Source organism: Salinicola sp. RZ23, from assembly GCF_003206675.1.
Taxonomy (GTDB): domain Bacteria; phylum Pseudomonadota; class Gammaproteobacteria; order Pseudomonadales; family Halomonadaceae; genus Salinicola; species Salinicola endophyticus.
Genome location: NZ_PZJK01000015.1, coordinates 241,501 through 257,417, shown reverse-complemented (window position 1 = coordinate 257,417; position 15,917 = coordinate 241,501). Strand labels below are relative to the sequence as shown.

The window sequence follows — 15,917 nt, the reverse complement described above, 5'->3', positions numbered from 1 at the left end:
ACGAAGACCCGGNNCCGGGTCTTCGTCTGTCTGGCTTTCCCTGATGGCGTGCCTGGCGGTCATTGATAGAGCCTGAGGCCGACTCGGGTCACCCGGTTACCCTCCATCTCGCTGACCACCCAGTGAAAGCCGTGCCAATCGACGTCGTCGCCCACCACCGGGTGACCACCGACACGCAGCGCCACGAACTCGCCCAGCGTCATCTCCTGTTCGCCAGGACTGAGGGTGAGACCGTAGGCGTTGGCCACGTCCTGCATCAACGCCTCGCCGTCGAGCGAGAAGGTCCCGAAGAAGGCGCGCTCGCGTTTGAGTTTGGACTCGCCATTGAACAGCCGATTCAGGGAAGGCAGATCGCCGGTGCGCCCGATCAGGCAGATCACGTCCCCCAGTCGCAGCCGGGTACTGCCCTTGGGATGGAGCATGGCGTGCTGGCGGAAGATGGCCGAGATCAAGGTGCCCGAGGGCAGTCGCAGCAGCCGAATGGGCGCATCGTCCAGTGACTCGTTCTCGACCTTGTAGACGAACATCTCGTAGTCGTTCTCCGGCAACACGCCGAGCTGGCCACGACGGTCCGGCGTCGTGGTCTCGGGTAGCGCCACGCGCATCCAGTGGGCGAATCGCGCCAGGGTCGACCCCTGCAGCAGCAGAGAGATCAGGACCACGAAGAAGGCCACGTTGAAGTAGAGCGCCGAGTTCTCGACACCGCTGATCACCGGGAAGATCGCCAGTACGATGGGCACGGCGCCGCGCAGGCCGACCCAGGAGATGAAGCACAGTTCGCGCCAGCGGAAGTTGAAGAACGGTACCAGCGACACGAGCACCGCGACCGGACGCGCCACCAGAATCAGCGCAATCCCCAGGATCATGCTAGGCACGGCGTAGTTGATCATCTCCGATGGGGTAACCAGCATGCCCAGTACCAGGAACAGCCCGATCTGACTCAGCCAGGCGAGACCGTCATGGACCGGCAGGATGTGCGTCAGATGACGTCCGGGCTGGTTACCGATCATCAGCCCGGTGAGATAGATCGCGAGGAAGCCGCTGCCACCGATGATGCTGGTAGCACCGAAGATGCAGAACCCCAGCGCCAGGGCCAGCAGCGAGTAGAGCCCCGGCGCCAGATCGAGCCAGCGCAGCAGCTTGGCCGAGACCCAGCCGCCGCCGAGGCCGATCGCCAACCCCACGCCAAACTGCAGCACGAAACGCATCAGCGTCTCGCTGATCCCGCTCACACCACCGGTCAGCATCTCCGCCAGGGTGATGGTGAGAAAGATCGCCATCGGGTCGTTGGTCCCCGACTCGATCTCCAGGGTGGCACCGACACGCTCGTTGAGATTGACGCCCTGCCCCTTGAGCATCGAGAAGACCGCGGCGGCGTCGGTGGAGCCGACGATCGCACCGACCAGCAGCCCTTCGATTGGAGTGAGGTCGAGCAGCCACATTGCCAGCAGGCCAATGATGCCACTGGTGAGAAACACCCCGATGGTGGCCAGCGACAACGCCGGTTTGAGACCTACGCGGAAGGTCTGGAAGCGCGTGCGCAGGCCACCATCCAACAGGATCATGGCGAGCGCCAGATGGCCGATCAGAAAGGCTTGCGAGTAGTCGTCGAAATGCAGGCCGAGCACGCCCTCCTCTCCCGCGAGCATGCCCAGCCCGAGGAAAAGCAACAGCAGCGGCACGCCGATCCGGGAGGAGACCCGGCTGGCGAGAATGCTCAGCGCGATCAGCGCGCCGCAAACGAGAAACAAGCTATTGATCGAGTCCACGAGACTATCGTCGGTATCCGTTCCCAAAGATTCAGTATGCCATGTCGTTACCCGATTGCGCGGGGAAGCGCACTGAATTTTTTATCCTTTTCATATGCCTAGAGCCAATGGGGATGTGCCTGGAGCGTCACGCTCTGTGGCCCCTGCACGCCGAGGGCCAGGATGACCGCGCGCATGCCGGCGCGATAGCGGTCGAGCGGCGGCAGATGCTCGGCGCCGTAGGCGTCGACGAAGGCCTCACGCTGTGCCGCGCTCTCGAGTATCAGCTCGAGCAGACACAGATCGAACTCCAGTGGCGCCCATACCAGTGCCTCCCAGTCGGCCCAGTAGCCATCCAGTCCGCCGCGCAGGAACTGGTCCGGGCGCAGGTCGGGCAGACTCCAGACCGCACGGCTGGGCAGCGGCCAGGCGAGATCGGCCAGCTTTGCGGCGTCGAGGCCGCCGTGGCTGGAGACGAAGGCCCATGCCGCCTGCGGCCAGGCGTCGAGAGGATGGACCTCGCCAGCCGGGTGCCCCCATCCCGGTAGCGTGTCGCGATGCAGTCGCCGTAGTTGCCGACCCAACTGGCCTGCGAAGGCAGTATCCATCCGCGCCGCCGGCGCCTGGCGCCAGGGCAGACTCCACAGTGGCGCGCCCTGGAGCCGGCCCAGCCAGGTCAGCGGCAGCGGCGCCAGCGGCAGGTGCTGGGGCAACGAACCTGCCAGCGCCGGCAGTTCATGGGCATGGCGCCAGCGGTCGACACCGAACAGATCACGCATGCCGCGCCAGAACGGATCGTCTTCGGCACCGGTACGGGCCAGCTTGTAGAGCTTGGGCGAGAGCTCCTCACTGCGCCACAGCCAGTTGGCGCTATCGGCAAAGCGCAGCGGCAGCGGCGTCAGCGGTACGCCGGCGTAGAGCGACACGCGGCGCGTCAGTTCGGCATCGGCGATGGGCGGAACATCTGACAAGATCGCGACTCCCCGTCGGGTTCAGAGTATCGGACCGAAGGTGGGCAGCGGCGCCCAGGCGGCGTACAATCGGCGCTCACTGGATAGGGGTGCCCGCCGGCCGGGCTGAGAGTGCAGCGCACAACCCTGGAACCTGAACCGGTTAGCACCGGCGGAGGAAAGGCCAGCCTGCCCGCGCATGACGCCCCCGCCGTTGCAGCCACCTTCATGGGAGTGGTCATGTCACCACCCGGGCTGGACATTCGCCGCGCCTCGCTCACCTTCGGCGCCCGCCCATTGTTCCACGATCTCGCCGTCGAATTCGACGCCGGCAGCTGGACCTGCCTGCTCGGGCGCAGCGGCTGCGGCAAGAGTTCGCTGCTGCGCATGATTGCTGGCCTCGCCCTGCCCGACCGCCACCGCATCGAGTGCACGACCAGCGACGGGCTGCCGCTGCAGGGGCGCCTGGCGTGGATGTCACAGCAGGACCTGCTGGTGCCGTGGCTGCGGGTCATCGGCAACGTGATGCTGGGCACCAGGTGGCGCGGCAGATGGGCCGGCCCGACGGCATCGGAAGCGCGTGAGCGGGCGCTGGCGCTGCTGTCACGTGTGGGCCTGGCAGACAAGGCCGATGCCTGGCCGGCGGCACTCTCCGGCGGCCAGCGCCAGCGTGTGGCGCTGGCACGTACGCTATACGAGGATGCCGGGGTGGTGCTGATGGATGAGCCCTTCTCCGCGGTCGACGCCATCACCCGGCTAGAGCTCCACGACCTGGCCAGCGAACTGCTCGCCTCGCGCACCGTGATCATGGTCACCCACGACCCGCTGGAGGCGCTGCGGCTCGCCGACCACCTGCTGGTGCTGCAGGGCGAGCCAGCCCGCGCAGTGCCGATGGCGGCACCGACAGGTCGGCGGCCGCGGGCGCTGGATGATCCGCAGCTGCTGGCGCATCAGGCCGAGCTGGTGGCCCTGCTGCGGGAGCCGGCACATGTCTGACTCGACCGCACTGCACGCGGCCCGGCCCGGTCTCCTGGGCAAACTCCACGGCTCCACCCGGGCGCTGCTGGCACTGATACTGCTGATCGCCGCCTGGCAGGCGGTCATCACCCTCACCGGGGTGCCGCGCTACATTCTGCCTTCGCCGCTGGCGGTGGCACGGGCGCTGGTCGAACAGCGCGCACTGCTGGCCCACAATGCCCTGGTCACCGCGACCGAAATCCTCGGCGGCTTCATCGGCGGCGTGCTGCTGGGGCTGGCCACGGCCCTGTCACTGGCACGCTTCCGCCCCCTGCGCCGCACCCTGCTGCCACTGCTGCTGATCAGCCAGGCGATACCGCTGTTCGCGCTGGCGCCGATCCTGATGCTATGGCTGGGCTACGGCCTGTGGCCCAAGATCCTGATGGCGATGCTGATCATCTACTTTCCGGTCGCCTCCACCGGCTACGATGGCCTGCGTCAGACTCCCCAGGGGTGGCTAGACCTGGCCACCACCTTCGGTCTGTCGCGGCGCCAGACGCTGCTGCGGGTTCAACTGCCGGCGGCGCTGCCGTCACTCGCCTCGGGACTGCGCATGGCCGCCAGCGCGGCACCGATCGGCGCGGTAATCGGGGAATGGGTCGGCGCCAGCCAGGGCTTGGGCTATCTGATGCTCAACGCCAACGCCCGCCTGCAGATCGATGTGATGTTCGCGGCCCTGGTGGTCCTGGTGGCCTTCGCGCTGGCGCTCTATTTCGGTATCGACGCCGCGATTCGCGCGGCGATGCCCTGGCATCGCGATCGCCTGGAGGCCAGTGCGTGACGCTCCTGGATGACGATCACACGCCGACAATAACCACACCCAGAGGGAACCTGCGTATGTCCACGCTATCTCGAACCACCCCTGCCACACTCGGACCACGTCGCCCGGCGCTGGCCGGCATGATCCTGCTGATATTAGCCGCGCTGCTGCCACTCCGCGCCCTGGCCGATGACGAGGCGCTGGCACCACCCCAGATGATTCCGCTGAGCGTGATGCTCGACTGGTACCCGAATCCGGTCCATGCGCCGATCCTGGTGGCCAAGCAGCTCGGGCTGTTCGCCAAGCGCGGGCTGGATGTCGACATTCAGTCGCCGGCGGACCCCAGCGTGCCGCCCAAGCTGGTCGCCGCCGGGCGCATCGACCTGGCCATCAGCTATCAGCCGCAGTTGCATCTGCAGGTCGACCAGGGGCTGCCGGTGGTGCGCATCGGCACGCTGATCGCCACCCCGCTCAATGCGCTGCTGGTGCGCGCCGACAGAGGTATCGACGACCTCTCCCAGCTCGCCGGCAAGAAGATCGGCTACTCGGTGGGCGGCGTCGAAGAGGTGCTGTTGGCGGCGATGCTCGAGCACCACGGGCTGACGCTGGACGACGTCGAGATGGTCAACGTCAACTTCTCGCTGACGCCGGCGCTGATCAGCCAGAAGGTGGATGCGGTCACCGGCGCCTTCCGCAACTTCGAGCCGGCGCAGATGAAGCAGGAAGGGGTCGAGGGCAAGCCCTTCTATATCGAGGAGGAAGGCGTTCCCACCTACGACGAGCTGATCTTCGTCGGCAATCGCGACACCCTGAACCAGCATCGCGACGCCTACCGCCGCTTCATGGACGCGATCGGCGAGGCCACCGCCTGGATCATCAACCATCCGGATGAGGGCTGGCAGCACTTCATCGCCTATGACCCGTCGCTGGATACTCCGCTCAACAAGGCGGCCTGGAACGCCACCCTACCGCGTTTCGCGCTGCGCCCGGCAGCACTGGACGTCAAGCGCTACCGCGACTTCGAGGCCTTCCTGCTCGAGCGCGGCCAGATCAAAAGCCAGAGCCCGATCTCGCGCCTGGCGGTCGATCTCAACGCACCCTGAGTCAGAATCGGCTACTGTGGGGAGCATGAGCTCCCCCATGCCTCTCTACGACCCGCGACGCGACCCGGCCGAGTCGCTGCCCAGCACCGGTGTCGGCGCCCTCGATGCCCTGCCGTCACATACCGGCGTCTACGTCTTTTTCGGTCAAAACGACCTGCCGCTCTATGTGGGCAAGAGTCTCGACATCCGTACCCGTGTGCGCACCCACGTGCGCGACCCCGCTTCCGGGCGTCACCGCCACATGATCGAGCAGACCCGGCGCATCGCCTGGATTCTGACCAGCGGAGACCTCGGTGCACAGCTGCTCGAGGCGGATCTGATCAAGCGCTGGGTGCCGCTCTACAACCGCCAGCTGCGTCGCCGTGTCAGGCTGATCAGTTGGGACTGGCCGGAAGGTGATGCACGCCCCGAGCTGAGCGATGGCCAGTGGGTGGTCACCGCGCGCTCGCGCTTCTATGGGCTGTTCCGCAATCGCCATACCGCACGCAGTACACTCAAGGATATCGCCACCGAGCAGGGTCTGTGCCTGCAGGTCCTGGGGCTGGAGAGGGGGCGCGGGCGCTGCTTCGGCTATCAGCTGGGACGCTGTCACGGCGCCTGCTGCGGGGAAGAGAGTCTGGAGAGCCATGCTCGACGGGCCAAGGCGGCGATGGAACGGCTGCGGATCGAGAACTGGCCGTGGCCGGGTCGAGTCGCATTTCGCGAACACAGTGACAGCGGCAACGTCGCGCTGCACGTGGTCGACCATTGGCACTACCAGGGCAGTGTCAGCGATCTGCACCAGCTCGAGGTACTACCCGACAACCGCGGTTTCGATATCGACACCTACCGGATTCTCAACCGCTTCCTCGCCGCCCAACCCGACAATCTCGACGTCATTCCCGTGGAGGGCGAGATGATCGACGAAGGCGAGACGGACGGCAGCGATTGAGCGCCACCGAATGGAGCATCGCCGCGTCCACGTCAACGGCGAAGCAGACAGTGGCGGTCCAGGGCTCAAACGGTGGCGGTTCGACTCTCGGATAGGCGCGACTCAGAGAGAGGCGAAAAAGCGCGACAGCGCCTGCAGGAACGCTTCCGGCTGCTCGGCGTGGAGCCAGTGCCCCGCGCCTTCCAGCGTCTGCCAGGTCGCTTCGGGCATCACTGCCGCCACTGCATCACGATGAGCGTCACGCACATAGGGAGAATCACCACCGCGCAGCAGCAGCGCTGGCCCCGGATAGGCGCCCTCGCCGTCCGGCGCGGCGATGATATCCGCATAGCCGTCGGCGATCTCGTCGAGCCCCACCCGCCAGCGCAGGATCCCGGCATCGTCCCGTACCAGATTGGTCGCCAGGAACTGGCGCGTGGCAGCGACCTCCACGCTTTCAGCCATCAGCGCATCGGCCTCGCGGCGCGACTCCGGCTCACCCTCGGCGACCCGACGCATGGCGGCAAAGATCTCGTCATGACCGTGGTCATAGGCTACCGGGGCAATGTCGGCGACGATCAGGCTGGCCACCGCCTGGGGCTGCTGGCGGGCCAGGGTGATCGCCACCTTGCCGCCCATCGAGTGACCCAGCAGATCGAACTGAGTGATCTCGAGCGCGTCGAGCGACTCGGCGACATCATCCGCCATCTGCGCGTAGCGCATCCCCGGCGCATGCGGCGAACGCCCGTGATTGCGCAGATCGACCGCCACCACGCGGCGCGTCTGCTGCCACTGCTTGATAGGCGAGCGCCAGTTATCGGCGCTTCCGAACAGGCCATGCAGCACGACAAGGGGGCGTGTGGCGTCATCGGCATCGACGACGCCGGTATCGATACAGTGCAGTTGCAACCTGGCTCTCCTCTTGCTCTTCTTCCAACTTCGGACTCGCCTTTCGGCGGTGGGCACGCCTTTCGACCAGGGGCTTGTCTTTCAGCCACGGCGCTGGCCGCCTTTGTCGTGGCGCCGGCAGTAAGAATAACAGAGCATCGCTCGACCCGTGTCCGGCCTGCCAGCCCAGGATCTCAGCGCCGCGGCAGGCCCGGCAGTGACTCGTCCCGTCCGCTCAGCAGGAACCGCCCCAGCCAGGCCAGCAGGACCCCGTAGAGCGGCAGGAAGAACAGCAGGCTGATGGTCAGCTTCACCGCGTAGTCGAACCAGGCGATATCCACCCAGTGCTCACGCATGAAGGCGTCGGGACCGTGCCAGAAGGCGATCGCAAAGAATGCGAAGGTGTCGGCCAGGTTACCGAGGATGGTGGAGAGCGTCGGCGCCACCCACCAGGCGCGCAGCCGGCGCAGGCGATCGAAGACATGGATGTCGAGCAGTTGCCCCAGCACATAGGCCATGAAGCTGGCCAGCGCGATGCGACCGACGAACAGGTTCCACTGCCCCAGTGCCTCGAAGCCCTGGAATCGGCCCTGCTGGAACAGCACCGACACCCCATAGGAGATCATCAGCGCCGGCACCATCACCCCGGCGATGATACGGCGCGCGGCCGACTTGCCGAACAGCCGCACGGTGAGATCCGTTGCCAGGAAGATGAACGGGAAGCTGAACGCGCCCCAGGTGGTATGCAGGCCCCACAGCGTGAACGGCAGCTGCACCAGATAGTTACTGGCGGTGATCACCGCCACGTGAAAAGCGACCAGCCACAGCAGCGCCTGGCGAATCTGACTCTCGTCGAGCTTGAGCATGAAAGAACCTTTTTCGTCTGCCGGTCGGCCGAGGGGTAAGGGAACCCTCAGTGACAACGTCCCGCTCGCTGCCGCCTCTCAGCGCGCCACCTGGCGTCGCCTCCGGCGAGCGTCGACGGGGGCGGCATTATAGGTACCCTCTCGATACCAGACCAGATGGACCACTAAAAAAACTTTGTAACTTAACGTTACAAAGGTTAATATAAGAAATGAATGTAACAGATTGTTCAGCGCCGGCCCTGCGAATGCGGACTTCACATATGACGGAACAGACACTCTCGGAAACTCAGTTCGGGCCCGCCACCGCGACCCTGAAGGCGATGGCCAACGAAAGTCGGCTACGCATTCTGTGCCTGCTGATGGCCGGGGAACGCTCGGTGACCCAGATCAACCAGCAGATGGCGCTGAGCCAGTCAGCGCTATCGCAGCATCTTGCTGTGCTGCGCCAGGAGAGGCTGGTCACCACGCGGCGCAGCTCGCAGATCATCTACTACTCGCTCAACGGCGATACCGCCGGGCAGCTGATCGCCACCCTCGCCAATCTAGATCTGGGCTAGGCGCACGCGGCACGTGCCAGAAGTGGGCAGGCCGGGGCAGCGGCCCCACCCGCAGCGCCTCCTCCTGCCCCCGGGCACGCCGGGGGAGCCTCTGGGGCCTGTCTGAAAGGCGGCCGAGCCTGTGCCGACTCCCCTGCGGGCAGGCGGTATGTTCGCGCCGGGGTCTAATGACGCTCCCACCCCAGACGGCCTAGCCGCTCCAGCACCCGATCCAGCGTCCGCTCCACTCCCGCTTCGGCCCCCTTGGCCAGACGGCCGGCGAGACCGCGGCGACTCGTCAGCGAGACGTGCAGGACCCGCGCCTGGCTGGAGAGCTTCTCCAGTAGGTAGGCGTCGCTGGTGCCGACGGCATCGATCAGCCCCTGGGACAGCGCTTCGCTACCGTACCAGATCTCCCCGGTCGCCACCTGCTCGAGGTCGAGCTGCGGGCGGCGCTCGCCCACATACTGCTTGAACAGGTCGTGGGTCGACTGCAGATCCTCGAGAAACTTGGCCCTGCCCTCCTCGCTATTCTCGCCCAGCACGGTCAGGGTGCGCTTGTAGCGTCCCGCCGTCAGCAGCTCGACGTCGACGTCATGCTTCTTGAGCAGCCGGTGTACGTTGGGGATCTGCGCCACCACGCCGATCGAACCGATCACCGCAAAGGGCGCCGCGATCAGGTGATGGGCACAGCACGCCATCATGTAACCGCCGCTGGCCGCGACCTTGTCCACGCACACCGTAAGCCGCGCGCCGGCGTCACGCAGGCGGTCGAGCTGCGCGGCCGCCAGACCGTAGCTGTGGACCAACCCGCCGCCGGAGGTCAGCCGCAGCACCACTTCGTCACCCGATTCGAGCTGCGCTATCAGCAGCGATATCAGTTCGGACAGTGCAGGCGTCGCCGAGGCCTTGAGATCGCCCTCGAAATCCAGCACCCAGACCCGCTCGTTCACCGCTGCCTTGGCCGCCTGCTTCTCTTCACGCTTGAGCCGCTTGGCCAGTTGGCGTCGTCCCGACTTGGGTGTCGCCGCCAGCTGCAGCTGGCGCTGACGGCCGGAGAATCGCGCATCCAGCGAGGTCACCCGCAGCTGGCCGGTGCTACCGCTGTCACCGCCACGGCGGCGGCCACGCGCCATCAGAGCCAGGACCAAAGCCAGCGCGACCACCAGTGTCGCGGTCTTGGCCAGGAACATACCGTACTCCGCCAGCCATTCGATCATGCCCTGCTCCTTACATCATTTATGTCTAATCCATTACCCATCTGGCCCTCGCCGCGAGCCGGCGCGAATAGGATTGCTTATCAAACGCCGGAGACCTTCGCGGGCAGGCGAGAATCGGCTTGAGAAACCGCAACTTGCATAACGCACAGCGCAGTGGTTTGCTTATCCGAACGCTAATGGAGGGCCATCATGGATGACGAGCAACTGATCGCCAAGCTGCAACACCGCTTCGATTCCGCGGCCGCGGGCGATCTCAACGCGACCTATCAGTTTTTACTGCACGACGCCGACGATCATCATCTGGTGATCGAAGGTGGCAGCCTTAGCATCCATACCGGCCACCACGCTGCTCCTGATGTGACCATCGAGAGTGACACGGCCACCCTCATCGCTCTGATCAAGAAAGAGCTCAACGCCATGCAGGCGCTACTCGGTGGCCGGGTCAAGGTCAAGGGCGACATCGGCCTGGCCGCGCGGCTGCCCAAGCTGTTCGGCAAGCGTAACGACTGAACGGGCCTCAGCGTGTCGCCACCGCGCGCCGGTGGGTGTCGATCAACTGGCGCGAGATCGAATAGCTCGGCGGCAGCTCCGGCGGATTCTCCGGCGTGAACCAGGCGGCATCGGCAATCTCGTGACCGTCGATACGAATGCGCCGGCTGGTCGCCTCGGCAAAGAAGCCCATCATCAGCGAGTGCGGGAAAGGCCATGACTGGCTCTTGAAGAAGCTGACCCGCCCCACCTCGACGCCGACCTCTTCCATCACCTCGCGGCGCACCGCCGACTCCACCGCCTCGCCGGGCTCGATGAAGCCCGCCAGGGTCGAGTAGCGCCGTGGCGGAAAGCGCGGGCTGCGTGCCAGCAGCATATCGCGGCCGAAGGTCACCAGGGTGATGATGCAGGGGGAAATACGCGGATAGGCGCGCAGTCCACACTGCTCGCAGCTCATCGCGAACTCATGTGCCAGACGCTGGGTGGGATGGCCACAGCGACCGCAGAAGCGGTGGTCGCGCTCCCAATGGCTGACCTGCAGCGCGGTCGCCAGAACCTCGCTCTCGGCCGGTGATATCTGCGCCAGCCAGTCGCGTGCCGGGGGCCATGCCTCGCCGCCTGCTTCGATCGACAGCGCCACCGGCTCGTCGTGCCAGAAGCCCAGGCGCAGTGCCTGCGGCGGCCACGCCACGTCACGTTCGAGCACGCCCTGACCATCGCTGCTCGGCGCCACGCCCTGGGCATTCAGGCGGATAAGCCAGCCCCGCCGCACATCGGCAGGGGGCAGCTCGCGACGCAGCATCAGGAGGCAGCTCCATCACCGTCCAGCGCATCCCAGCGACACTGGCCGGCAGCTTGACGGATCTGCGCCAGGCGCTCGCGGTGCGCCTGCCATTCGGCATCACTGGGTTGTGCCACGACCAGCGGCGTGGTCGCCCGGTCGAGCTGGAGATGGGCCCCGGCGCCGCTGTCGCTGCGGCTCTCGTTCTCTTCGCTACCGGCCAGCGACAGCGCCGTCTGGCCACCGGTCATGGCGAGATAGACCTCGGCCAGAATCTCCGAGTCGAGCAGTGCGCCGTGCAGCACGCGCTGGCCGTTGTCGATATCGTAGCGCTTGCACAGTGCATCCAGGCTGTTGCGCTGCCCCGGATGCATCTGCCGCGCCATCTTGAGCGTGTCGAGCACGCTGCAGTGCTCGGCCACGGGCCCCAGCACCGGCCCGCCGCGGGCGGCCTCGAGCAGGCGGAACTCGTGGTCGAAGAAGCCGACGTCGAACGGCGCATTGTGGATCACCAGCTGGGCGCCGCGCATGAACGCCCACAGCTCGTCGGCGATCTGGGCGAAGACCGGCTCGTTGGCTACCCGCTCGTTGGTAATACCGTGGATCTCGATCGCCTCGGCCTCGATATGGCGCTCGGGATTGATGTACTGATGGTAGGTACGGCCGGTGAAGCGACGGTTGATCAGCTCGATCCCACCGATCTCGATGATACGGTGCCCTTCGCGCGGGTCGATCCCGGTGGTTTCCGTATCCATGACGATTTGGCGCATGCGGCTCTCCTCAACTCTCAAACACTCGATCTGCAATAGCTCCGGCGCCCACACGCCGGGGGCCAGGGTTGGCGCACGTCAGTCGCCGGCGATCACCGCATCGATCGCCTCGTTGGCCAGACGATCGGCCGTCTCGTTGCCGGCATGGCCGCTGTGGCCCTTGACCCAGTGCCACTCGATGCGATGACGCTGGGTCTCCGCCAGCAGCTCACGCCAAAGCTCGGCATTTTTCACCGGCTCTTTCGAGGCGGTCTTCCAGCCACGCTTCTGCCAGCCGTGGATCCACTCGGTGATCCCCTTGCGCAGATACTGGGAGTCTGTCCACAGCGCCACCTCGCAGGGACGATCCAGGGCCCGTAGCGCCTGGATCGCCGCCATCAGCTCCATGCGGTTGTTGGTGGTGTGACGCTCGCCGCCCTTGAGCGACTTCTGGTGCTGCCCCGAGACCAGCAGCGCACCCCAACCGCCGGGGCCGGGGTTACCGCGGCAGCCGCCGTCGGTGTAGATGGTGACCTGAGGCAGCTTGGCCTGGGGTGTGGCGTCCGCGGTGGAAGCCGATGAAGAGGAAGCTGGCAAAACGTGAATTCTCTCTGGCGTATTGACCCATCGGCGGCACGCATCGATGGGCAGTTCGGCCACGCCAATGGCGGCGGGCGTTCAGGTATCGGCGCCTGGCGAGCGCCCTGGCATTGACGGGATCAGGCACTGCGCGAGCTCTCCACTCGTCGCGTGGCGGCCTCTTGCAACGGCCGCGCCGAAGGGGGATCACCGGCCCTGGCAACGTCCCGCGTCGGCGCCTGGGGATGGTGCCGCGCCAATCCCAGCCAGGCACCGGACTTGGCCCCCACCAGTTTGGGCTCGCGCAGCGTGATCGGCTGCACCGGCAGCGCCCGGCGCCGGGCGATCAGCAGATAGGCCTGGCCCAGCGGCACGTTGTAGCGCCGGCCGAACGTCTCCAGGCACCGGTTGCGTGCCGAGCGCCAGGGCAGCCGGAAGCCGCAGTAGTCTACTCGCTCGATCTCGAAGTCGACAAACTCGAGCCAGTCGCGCAGCCGCCGCGGTGTGCGCCAGGGCTGCTGCCACGGCGGCTGATGCCGGCGTGGGGCACCGCCCGCCGGCGCGTAGGGGTGCCAGCCGAAGACTACCAGCCGGCCATCGGCGCGGGTCACCCGGGCGGCCTCCTGCAACACCTGGTGGGGGCGCTCGACCGCCTCGAGCAGATGGTGGACCACGGTCAGATCGAGGCTGTCATCAGCCAGCGGCAAACGTTCCGGCGCGCAGACCAGGGTATTGGACTGGCGTGCCAAGGCCGCGCTGGGCGCCCACTCCAGTGTGTGGCGAATCGGGCTCATGTCGCTGATCAGTGGCGCCATCCCGAGCTGCAGGCTGAGCACGCCATGGCGATGCTCGCAGTGGGGGCCGAGGCAAGCTCGCTCGGCGCGCCATAGCGCGGCACCGGGCCCGCTATCCCAGAATTGGCGGCCGCGCCGGACCGCATCGGCGAGCCGTTGCTGCGTAGACGTGATTGACACGGGCGCCTTAACTCCCCAAGGTTATCGCTTTTTGAGCGGTGCGCGGCGCCACCCTCGGCGGCGCCGAAGGCAGCATGCGGTGGAACCGGCCGGGTCGATCCGGGTCTCAGCGAGGTCGATCGGTCGTGCACCCTCGACCGCCCCGCGTCGACAACGTCTTCATCGTCGACAACCGCTCCATCGTCGCAAGAGGATGACACATGCTGAGCGTGAAGCCGATTCCCGCGCTGGATGACAACTATATCTGGCTCCTGCGTCAGGACACCACCGATGCGGTTGCCGTGGTCGACCCGGGCGACGCGGCACCGGTGATCGACTGGCTCGAGCGCGAACAGCTACGGCTCGAGAGCGTGCTGATCACCCACCACCATCATGACCATACCGGCGGTCTGCGCGAGCTGATCGAACGCTACGCGCCGCAGGTCTTCGGACCCGAGAATCCGCGTATCGAGGGCATTGGCCAGCGCCTCGGCGAGGGTGACGAGTGCCGCGTGCTGGGACGCCGCTTCGAGGTATCGAGCGTCCCCGGGCACACCCTCGACCATATTGCCTTCTACGCCCCCGGCACGCCGGGCCTGCTGTTCGCCGGCGACACGCTGTTTTCCGCTGGCTGCGGGCGCCTGTTCGAGGGTTCGCCGGAACAGATGCGCCACTCGCTGGCCAAGTTCGACACCCTGCCCGACGACACGCTGGTATTTCCGGCACACGAGTACACCCTGGCCAATCTCGCCTTCGCCAGCGCTGCCGAGCCCGACAACACCGCCCGCGACGCCTACCGCCAGGAGTGCGAGCAGGCGCGCCGGCTGGAGCGGCCGACGCTACCCACCACGCTGGGCCGCGAGCGCCAGATCAATCCGTTCCTGCGCCTCGACCAGCCCGCGCTGCGCCAGACGCTGAGCGAGCAAGGCCCCAGCGCCAGCACGGCGGAGGCCTTCGCTACGCTGCGCGGCTGGAAGGATCGCTTTTGAACGCTGTCCGCCGACGCGGCGCCTCGACCGGCGCTACGGGCGGCGATTTACACCCGAGGATGTCTGCTGCATGAATGCCCGCTCGAGACGCCGCTATCTGGTCATCGGCCTGGCCGGCAGCCTGCTCTGCTCGGCGCTGCCGGCGGCGGCCTGGACCGACCCCGGCCAGCGCCAGTCCGCCCAGCCGCGCCAAGCCACCTTCTGGTCGGCGCTGCGTCTGACCGAAAGACCGGCGGCCGACGCCTGGGACACCCTGCGCCGGGGCTTCGCGCTCTCTCACGAGACCGACAATCCGCGCGTGGCGCACTGGTTGGCGTGGTACCGTCAGCACCCGCACCATGTCGAGTTGATCGCCGAGCAGGCGCGCCCTTGGCTGCACTGGGTGACCCAGCGCCTGACCGCCAACCATCTGCCCACCGAGATCGCCCTGCTGCCGTTCATCGAGAGCGGCTACAACCCGATCGCCACCAACCCCGGTGGGGCCGCTGGGCTGTGGCAGTTCATGCCCGCCACCGGCGACGCCATGGGGCTGTCGCGTACCGCCTGGTACGACGGCCGGCGCGATGTGGTCGCCGCCACCAATGCGGCCATGCGCTACCTGCGTCAGCTCGCCGACCGCTGGTATGACGGCGATCTACTGCTGGCACTGGCCGCCTACAATGCCGGCGCCGGCACCGTCAATGCGGCGCGTGACGCCGCCGCCAATCGCGGCGAGCCGATCGACTACTGGCACCTGCGCCTGCCGAACGAGACCATGAATTACATTCCGCGGCTGCTGGCACTGGCGGAGGTGATCGCCAAGCCTGCGGCGTACGACGTCGCGCTGCCATCGATCCCCAACCGCACACCGTTCGTCAAGGTAGCCACCGACGGCCCGCTGACGCTCTCCCTGGCCGCCGAGCTGTCGGGGGTCGACCCTCAGACCCTGCGCCAGCTCAATCCCGGCTTCAAGCGCGCGTCGACCCGGCCCCGCGAGGATGCCAGCATTCTGGTGCCGGTGGCAGCCAAGCAGCGTTTCCTGGCCAACCTGGCCGAGCTGCCGGACTCCAAGCGAACGGTGCTCGAGCGCTATGTGGTCAGGCGCGGCGATACCCTTTCCGGCATCGCCGCGCGTTTCGCCACCAGCGTCAGCGACCTCCGGCGCGAGAATGGGCTCCACGGGAGCACCATCCGTATCGGCCAGGCGCTCTCGGTGCCGGCCCGCGCGCTCGCCAGCAATTCGCGCTGAGGCGGCTGGCCGGCCCGTAACGGGCATTGGGTGCTGCAACCGGCGTCGACGCGAATACGCCGTTTGCGTACAAAGACCTGGGATTCGGGTATAAAGCACGGCCAGACAACGACGAGTACGGGAGCACGCATGCGAGGGGAGCGGCTGCGAG

Annotated in this window: 17 protein-coding genes and 1 riboswitch; of the genes, 8 read left to right on the top strand and 9 right to left on the bottom strand. The window is 66.7% G+C overall.

The annotated features are described in order from the left end of the window. Positions 1 to 59: 59 nt before the first annotated feature. Both DOM67_RS15980 and DOM67_RS15975 read right to left on the bottom strand, forming a co-directional pair. A complete protein-coding gene (locus DOM67_RS15980; protein ID WP_110677709.1) occupies positions 60 to 1,769 on the bottom strand; it encodes a potassium/proton antiporter in 1,710 nt (569 codons plus the stop codon). Positions 1,770 to 1,867: 98 nt separating this feature from the next. Beyond that, the gene (locus tag DOM67_RS15975) at positions 1,868 to 2,719 is read right to left on the bottom strand and encodes a hypothetical protein (RefSeq protein WP_110677707.1); all 852 of its coding nucleotides are present in this window, start codon (positions 2,717 to 2,719) and stop codon (positions 1,868 to 1,870) included. Between the two features lie 75 nt (positions 2,720 to 2,794). After that, positions 2,795 to 2,897, top strand: a riboswitch (TPP riboswitch). Positions 2,898 to 2,938: 41 nt separating this feature from the next. Between DOM67_RS15975 and DOM67_RS15970 the strand changes: the two genes are divergently transcribed. The 4 genes from DOM67_RS15970 to DOM67_RS15955 are packed head-to-tail and all read left to right on the top strand — an operon-like array spanning position 2,939 to position 6,509. Then, entirely contained in the window at positions 2,939 to 3,694 is a 756-nt protein-coding gene (locus DOM67_RS15970) for an ABC transporter ATP-binding protein (RefSeq protein WP_188115128.1), read from the top strand. Beyond that, positions 3,687 to 4,496 carry an ABC transporter permease gene (locus DOM67_RS15965; protein ID WP_110677705.1) on the top strand — a complete coding sequence of 270 codons (810 nt, stop codon included), beginning with the start codon at positions 3,687 to 3,689 and terminating at the stop codon, positions 4,494 to 4,496. The genes DOM67_RS15970 and DOM67_RS15965 overlap by 8 nt, the downstream gene beginning before the upstream one ends. A gap of 56 nt (positions 4,497 to 4,552) precedes the next feature. After that, complete coding sequence (locus DOM67_RS15960; RefSeq protein ID WP_232825282.1) at positions 4,553 to 5,578, top strand: ABC transporter substrate-binding protein; 1,026 nt, start codon at positions 4,553 to 4,555, stop codon at positions 5,576 to 5,578. Positions 5,579 to 5,615: 37 nt separating this feature from the next. After that, a complete protein-coding gene (locus DOM67_RS15955) occupies positions 5,616 to 6,509 on the top strand; it encodes a GIY-YIG nuclease family protein (RefSeq protein ID WP_157958883.1) in 894 nt (297 codons plus the stop codon). A 102-nt stretch (positions 6,510 to 6,611) separates the two neighbouring features. Here the strand turns inward: DOM67_RS15955 and DOM67_RS15950 are convergent, their stop codons facing one another. Both DOM67_RS15950 and DOM67_RS15945 read right to left on the bottom strand, forming a co-directional pair. Then, positions 6,612 to 7,397, bottom strand: a complete 786-nt coding sequence (locus tag DOM67_RS15950) for an alpha/beta fold hydrolase (RefSeq protein WP_110677699.1) — start codon at positions 7,395 to 7,397, stop codon at positions 6,612 to 6,614. 173 nt (positions 7,398 to 7,570) lie between these two features. Beyond that, entirely contained in the window at positions 7,571 to 8,242 is a 672-nt protein-coding gene (locus DOM67_RS15945) for a 7-cyano-7-deazaguanine/7-aminomethyl-7-deazaguanine transporter (RefSeq protein ID WP_110677697.1), read from the bottom strand. Between the two features lie 260 nt (positions 8,243 to 8,502). On the opposite strand from DOM67_RS15945, the gene DOM67_RS15940 reads away from it, so the two are divergent. Further along, the gene (locus tag DOM67_RS15940; RefSeq protein WP_110677694.1) at positions 8,503 to 8,799 is read left to right on the top strand and encodes a metalloregulator ArsR/SmtB family transcription factor; all 297 of its coding nucleotides are present in this window, start codon (positions 8,503 to 8,505) and stop codon (positions 8,797 to 8,799) included. A 164-nt stretch (positions 8,800 to 8,963) separates the two neighbouring features. Here DOM67_RS15940 and sohB read toward each other — a convergent pair whose 3' ends face one another. Further along, a complete protein-coding gene (sohB, locus tag DOM67_RS15935; protein ID WP_110677692.1) occupies positions 8,964 to 9,998 on the bottom strand; it encodes a protease SohB in 1,035 nt (344 codons plus the stop codon). A 189-nt stretch (positions 9,999 to 10,187) separates the two neighbouring features. Here sohB and DOM67_RS15930 point away from each other — a divergent pair, with 189 nt between their 5' ends. Then, a complete protein-coding gene (locus DOM67_RS15930; RefSeq protein WP_110677690.1) occupies positions 10,188 to 10,508 on the top strand; it encodes an SCP2 sterol-binding domain-containing protein in 321 nt (106 codons plus the stop codon). 7 nt (positions 10,509 to 10,515) lie between these two features. On the opposite strand, the gene nudC is transcribed toward DOM67_RS15930, so the two are convergent. The 4 genes from nudC to DOM67_RS15910 form a co-directional block, all read right to left on the bottom strand. Further along, entirely contained in the window at positions 10,516 to 11,289 is a 774-nt protein-coding gene (gene nudC / locus DOM67_RS15925; protein ID WP_110677688.1) for an NAD(+) diphosphatase, read from the bottom strand. After that, complete coding sequence (gene dnaQ / locus DOM67_RS15920; RefSeq protein WP_110677686.1) at positions 11,289 to 12,038, bottom strand: DNA polymerase III subunit epsilon; 750 nt, start codon at positions 12,036 to 12,038, stop codon at positions 11,289 to 11,291. Before dnaQ ends, nudC begins: the two co-directional genes overlap by 1 nt. Positions 12,039 to 12,116: 78 nt before the next feature. Then, on the bottom strand, positions 12,117 to 12,614 hold the full coding sequence (gene rnhA, locus DOM67_RS15915; RefSeq protein WP_232825281.1) for a ribonuclease HI: 498 nt from the start codon (positions 12,612 to 12,614) through the stop codon (positions 12,117 to 12,119). 122 nt (positions 12,615 to 12,736) lie between these two features. Beyond that, complete coding sequence (locus DOM67_RS15910) at positions 12,737 to 13,570, bottom strand: methyltransferase domain-containing protein (protein ID WP_110677684.1); 834 nt, start codon at positions 13,568 to 13,570, stop codon at positions 12,737 to 12,739. A gap of 200 nt (positions 13,571 to 13,770) precedes the next feature. On the opposite strand from DOM67_RS15910, the gene gloB reads away from it, so the two are divergent. Both gloB and DOM67_RS15900 read left to right on the top strand, forming a co-directional pair. Beyond that, entirely contained in the window at positions 13,771 to 14,538 is a 768-nt protein-coding gene (gene gloB / locus DOM67_RS15905) for a hydroxyacylglutathione hydrolase (RefSeq protein WP_110677681.1), read from the top strand. A 70-nt stretch (positions 14,539 to 14,608) separates the two neighbouring features. After that, positions 14,609 to 15,766, top strand: a complete 1,158-nt coding sequence (locus DOM67_RS15900) for a transglycosylase SLT domain-containing protein (RefSeq protein ID WP_110677679.1) — start codon at positions 14,609 to 14,611, stop codon at positions 15,764 to 15,766. Positions 15,767 to 15,917 lie beyond the last annotated feature (151 nt).

Bases quoted from the DNA above. Each gene is read 5' to 3' on its own strand.
- DOM67_RS15970 (WP_188115128.1), top strand. From the start codon at position 2,939: ATGTCACCACCCGGGCTGGACATTCGCCGCGCCTCGCTCACCTTCGGC.
- DOM67_RS15965 (WP_110677705.1), top strand. From the start codon at position 3,687: ATGTCTGACTCGACCGCACTGCACGCGGCCCGGCCCGGTCTCCTGGGC.
- DOM67_RS15960 (WP_232825282.1), top strand. From the start codon at position 4,553: ATGTCCACGCTATCTCGAACCACCCCTGCCACACTCGGACCACGTCGC.
- DOM67_RS15955 (WP_157958883.1), top strand. From the start codon at position 5,616: ATGCCTCTCTACGACCCGCGACGCGACCCGGCCGAGTCGCTGCCCAGC.
- DOM67_RS15945 (WP_110677697.1), bottom strand. From the start codon at position 8,242: ATGCTCAAGCTCGACGAGAGTCAGATTCGCCAGGCGCTGCTGTGGCTG.
- DOM67_RS15940 (WP_110677694.1), top strand. From the start codon at position 8,503: ATGACGGAACAGACACTCTCGGAAACTCAGTTCGGGCCCGCCACCGCG.
- sohB (WP_110677692.1), bottom strand. From the start codon at position 9,998: ATGATCGAATGGCTGGCGGAGTACGGTATGTTCCTGGCCAAGACCGCG.
- DOM67_RS15930 (WP_110677690.1), top strand. From the start codon at position 10,188: ATGGATGACGAGCAACTGATCGCCAAGCTGCAACACCGCTTCGATTCC.
- nudC (WP_110677688.1), bottom strand. From the start codon at position 11,289: ATGCTGCGTCGCGAGCTGCCCCCTGCCGATGTGCGGCGGGGCTGGCTT.
- dnaQ (WP_110677686.1), bottom strand. From the start codon at position 12,038: ATGCGCCAAATCGTCATGGATACGGAAACCACCGGGATCGACCCGCGC.
- gloB (WP_110677681.1), top strand. From the start codon at position 13,771: ATGCTGAGCGTGAAGCCGATTCCCGCGCTGGATGACAACTATATCTGG.
- DOM67_RS15900 (WP_110677679.1), top strand. From the start codon at position 14,609: ATGAATGCCCGCTCGAGACGCCGCTATCTGGTCATCGGCCTGGCCGGC.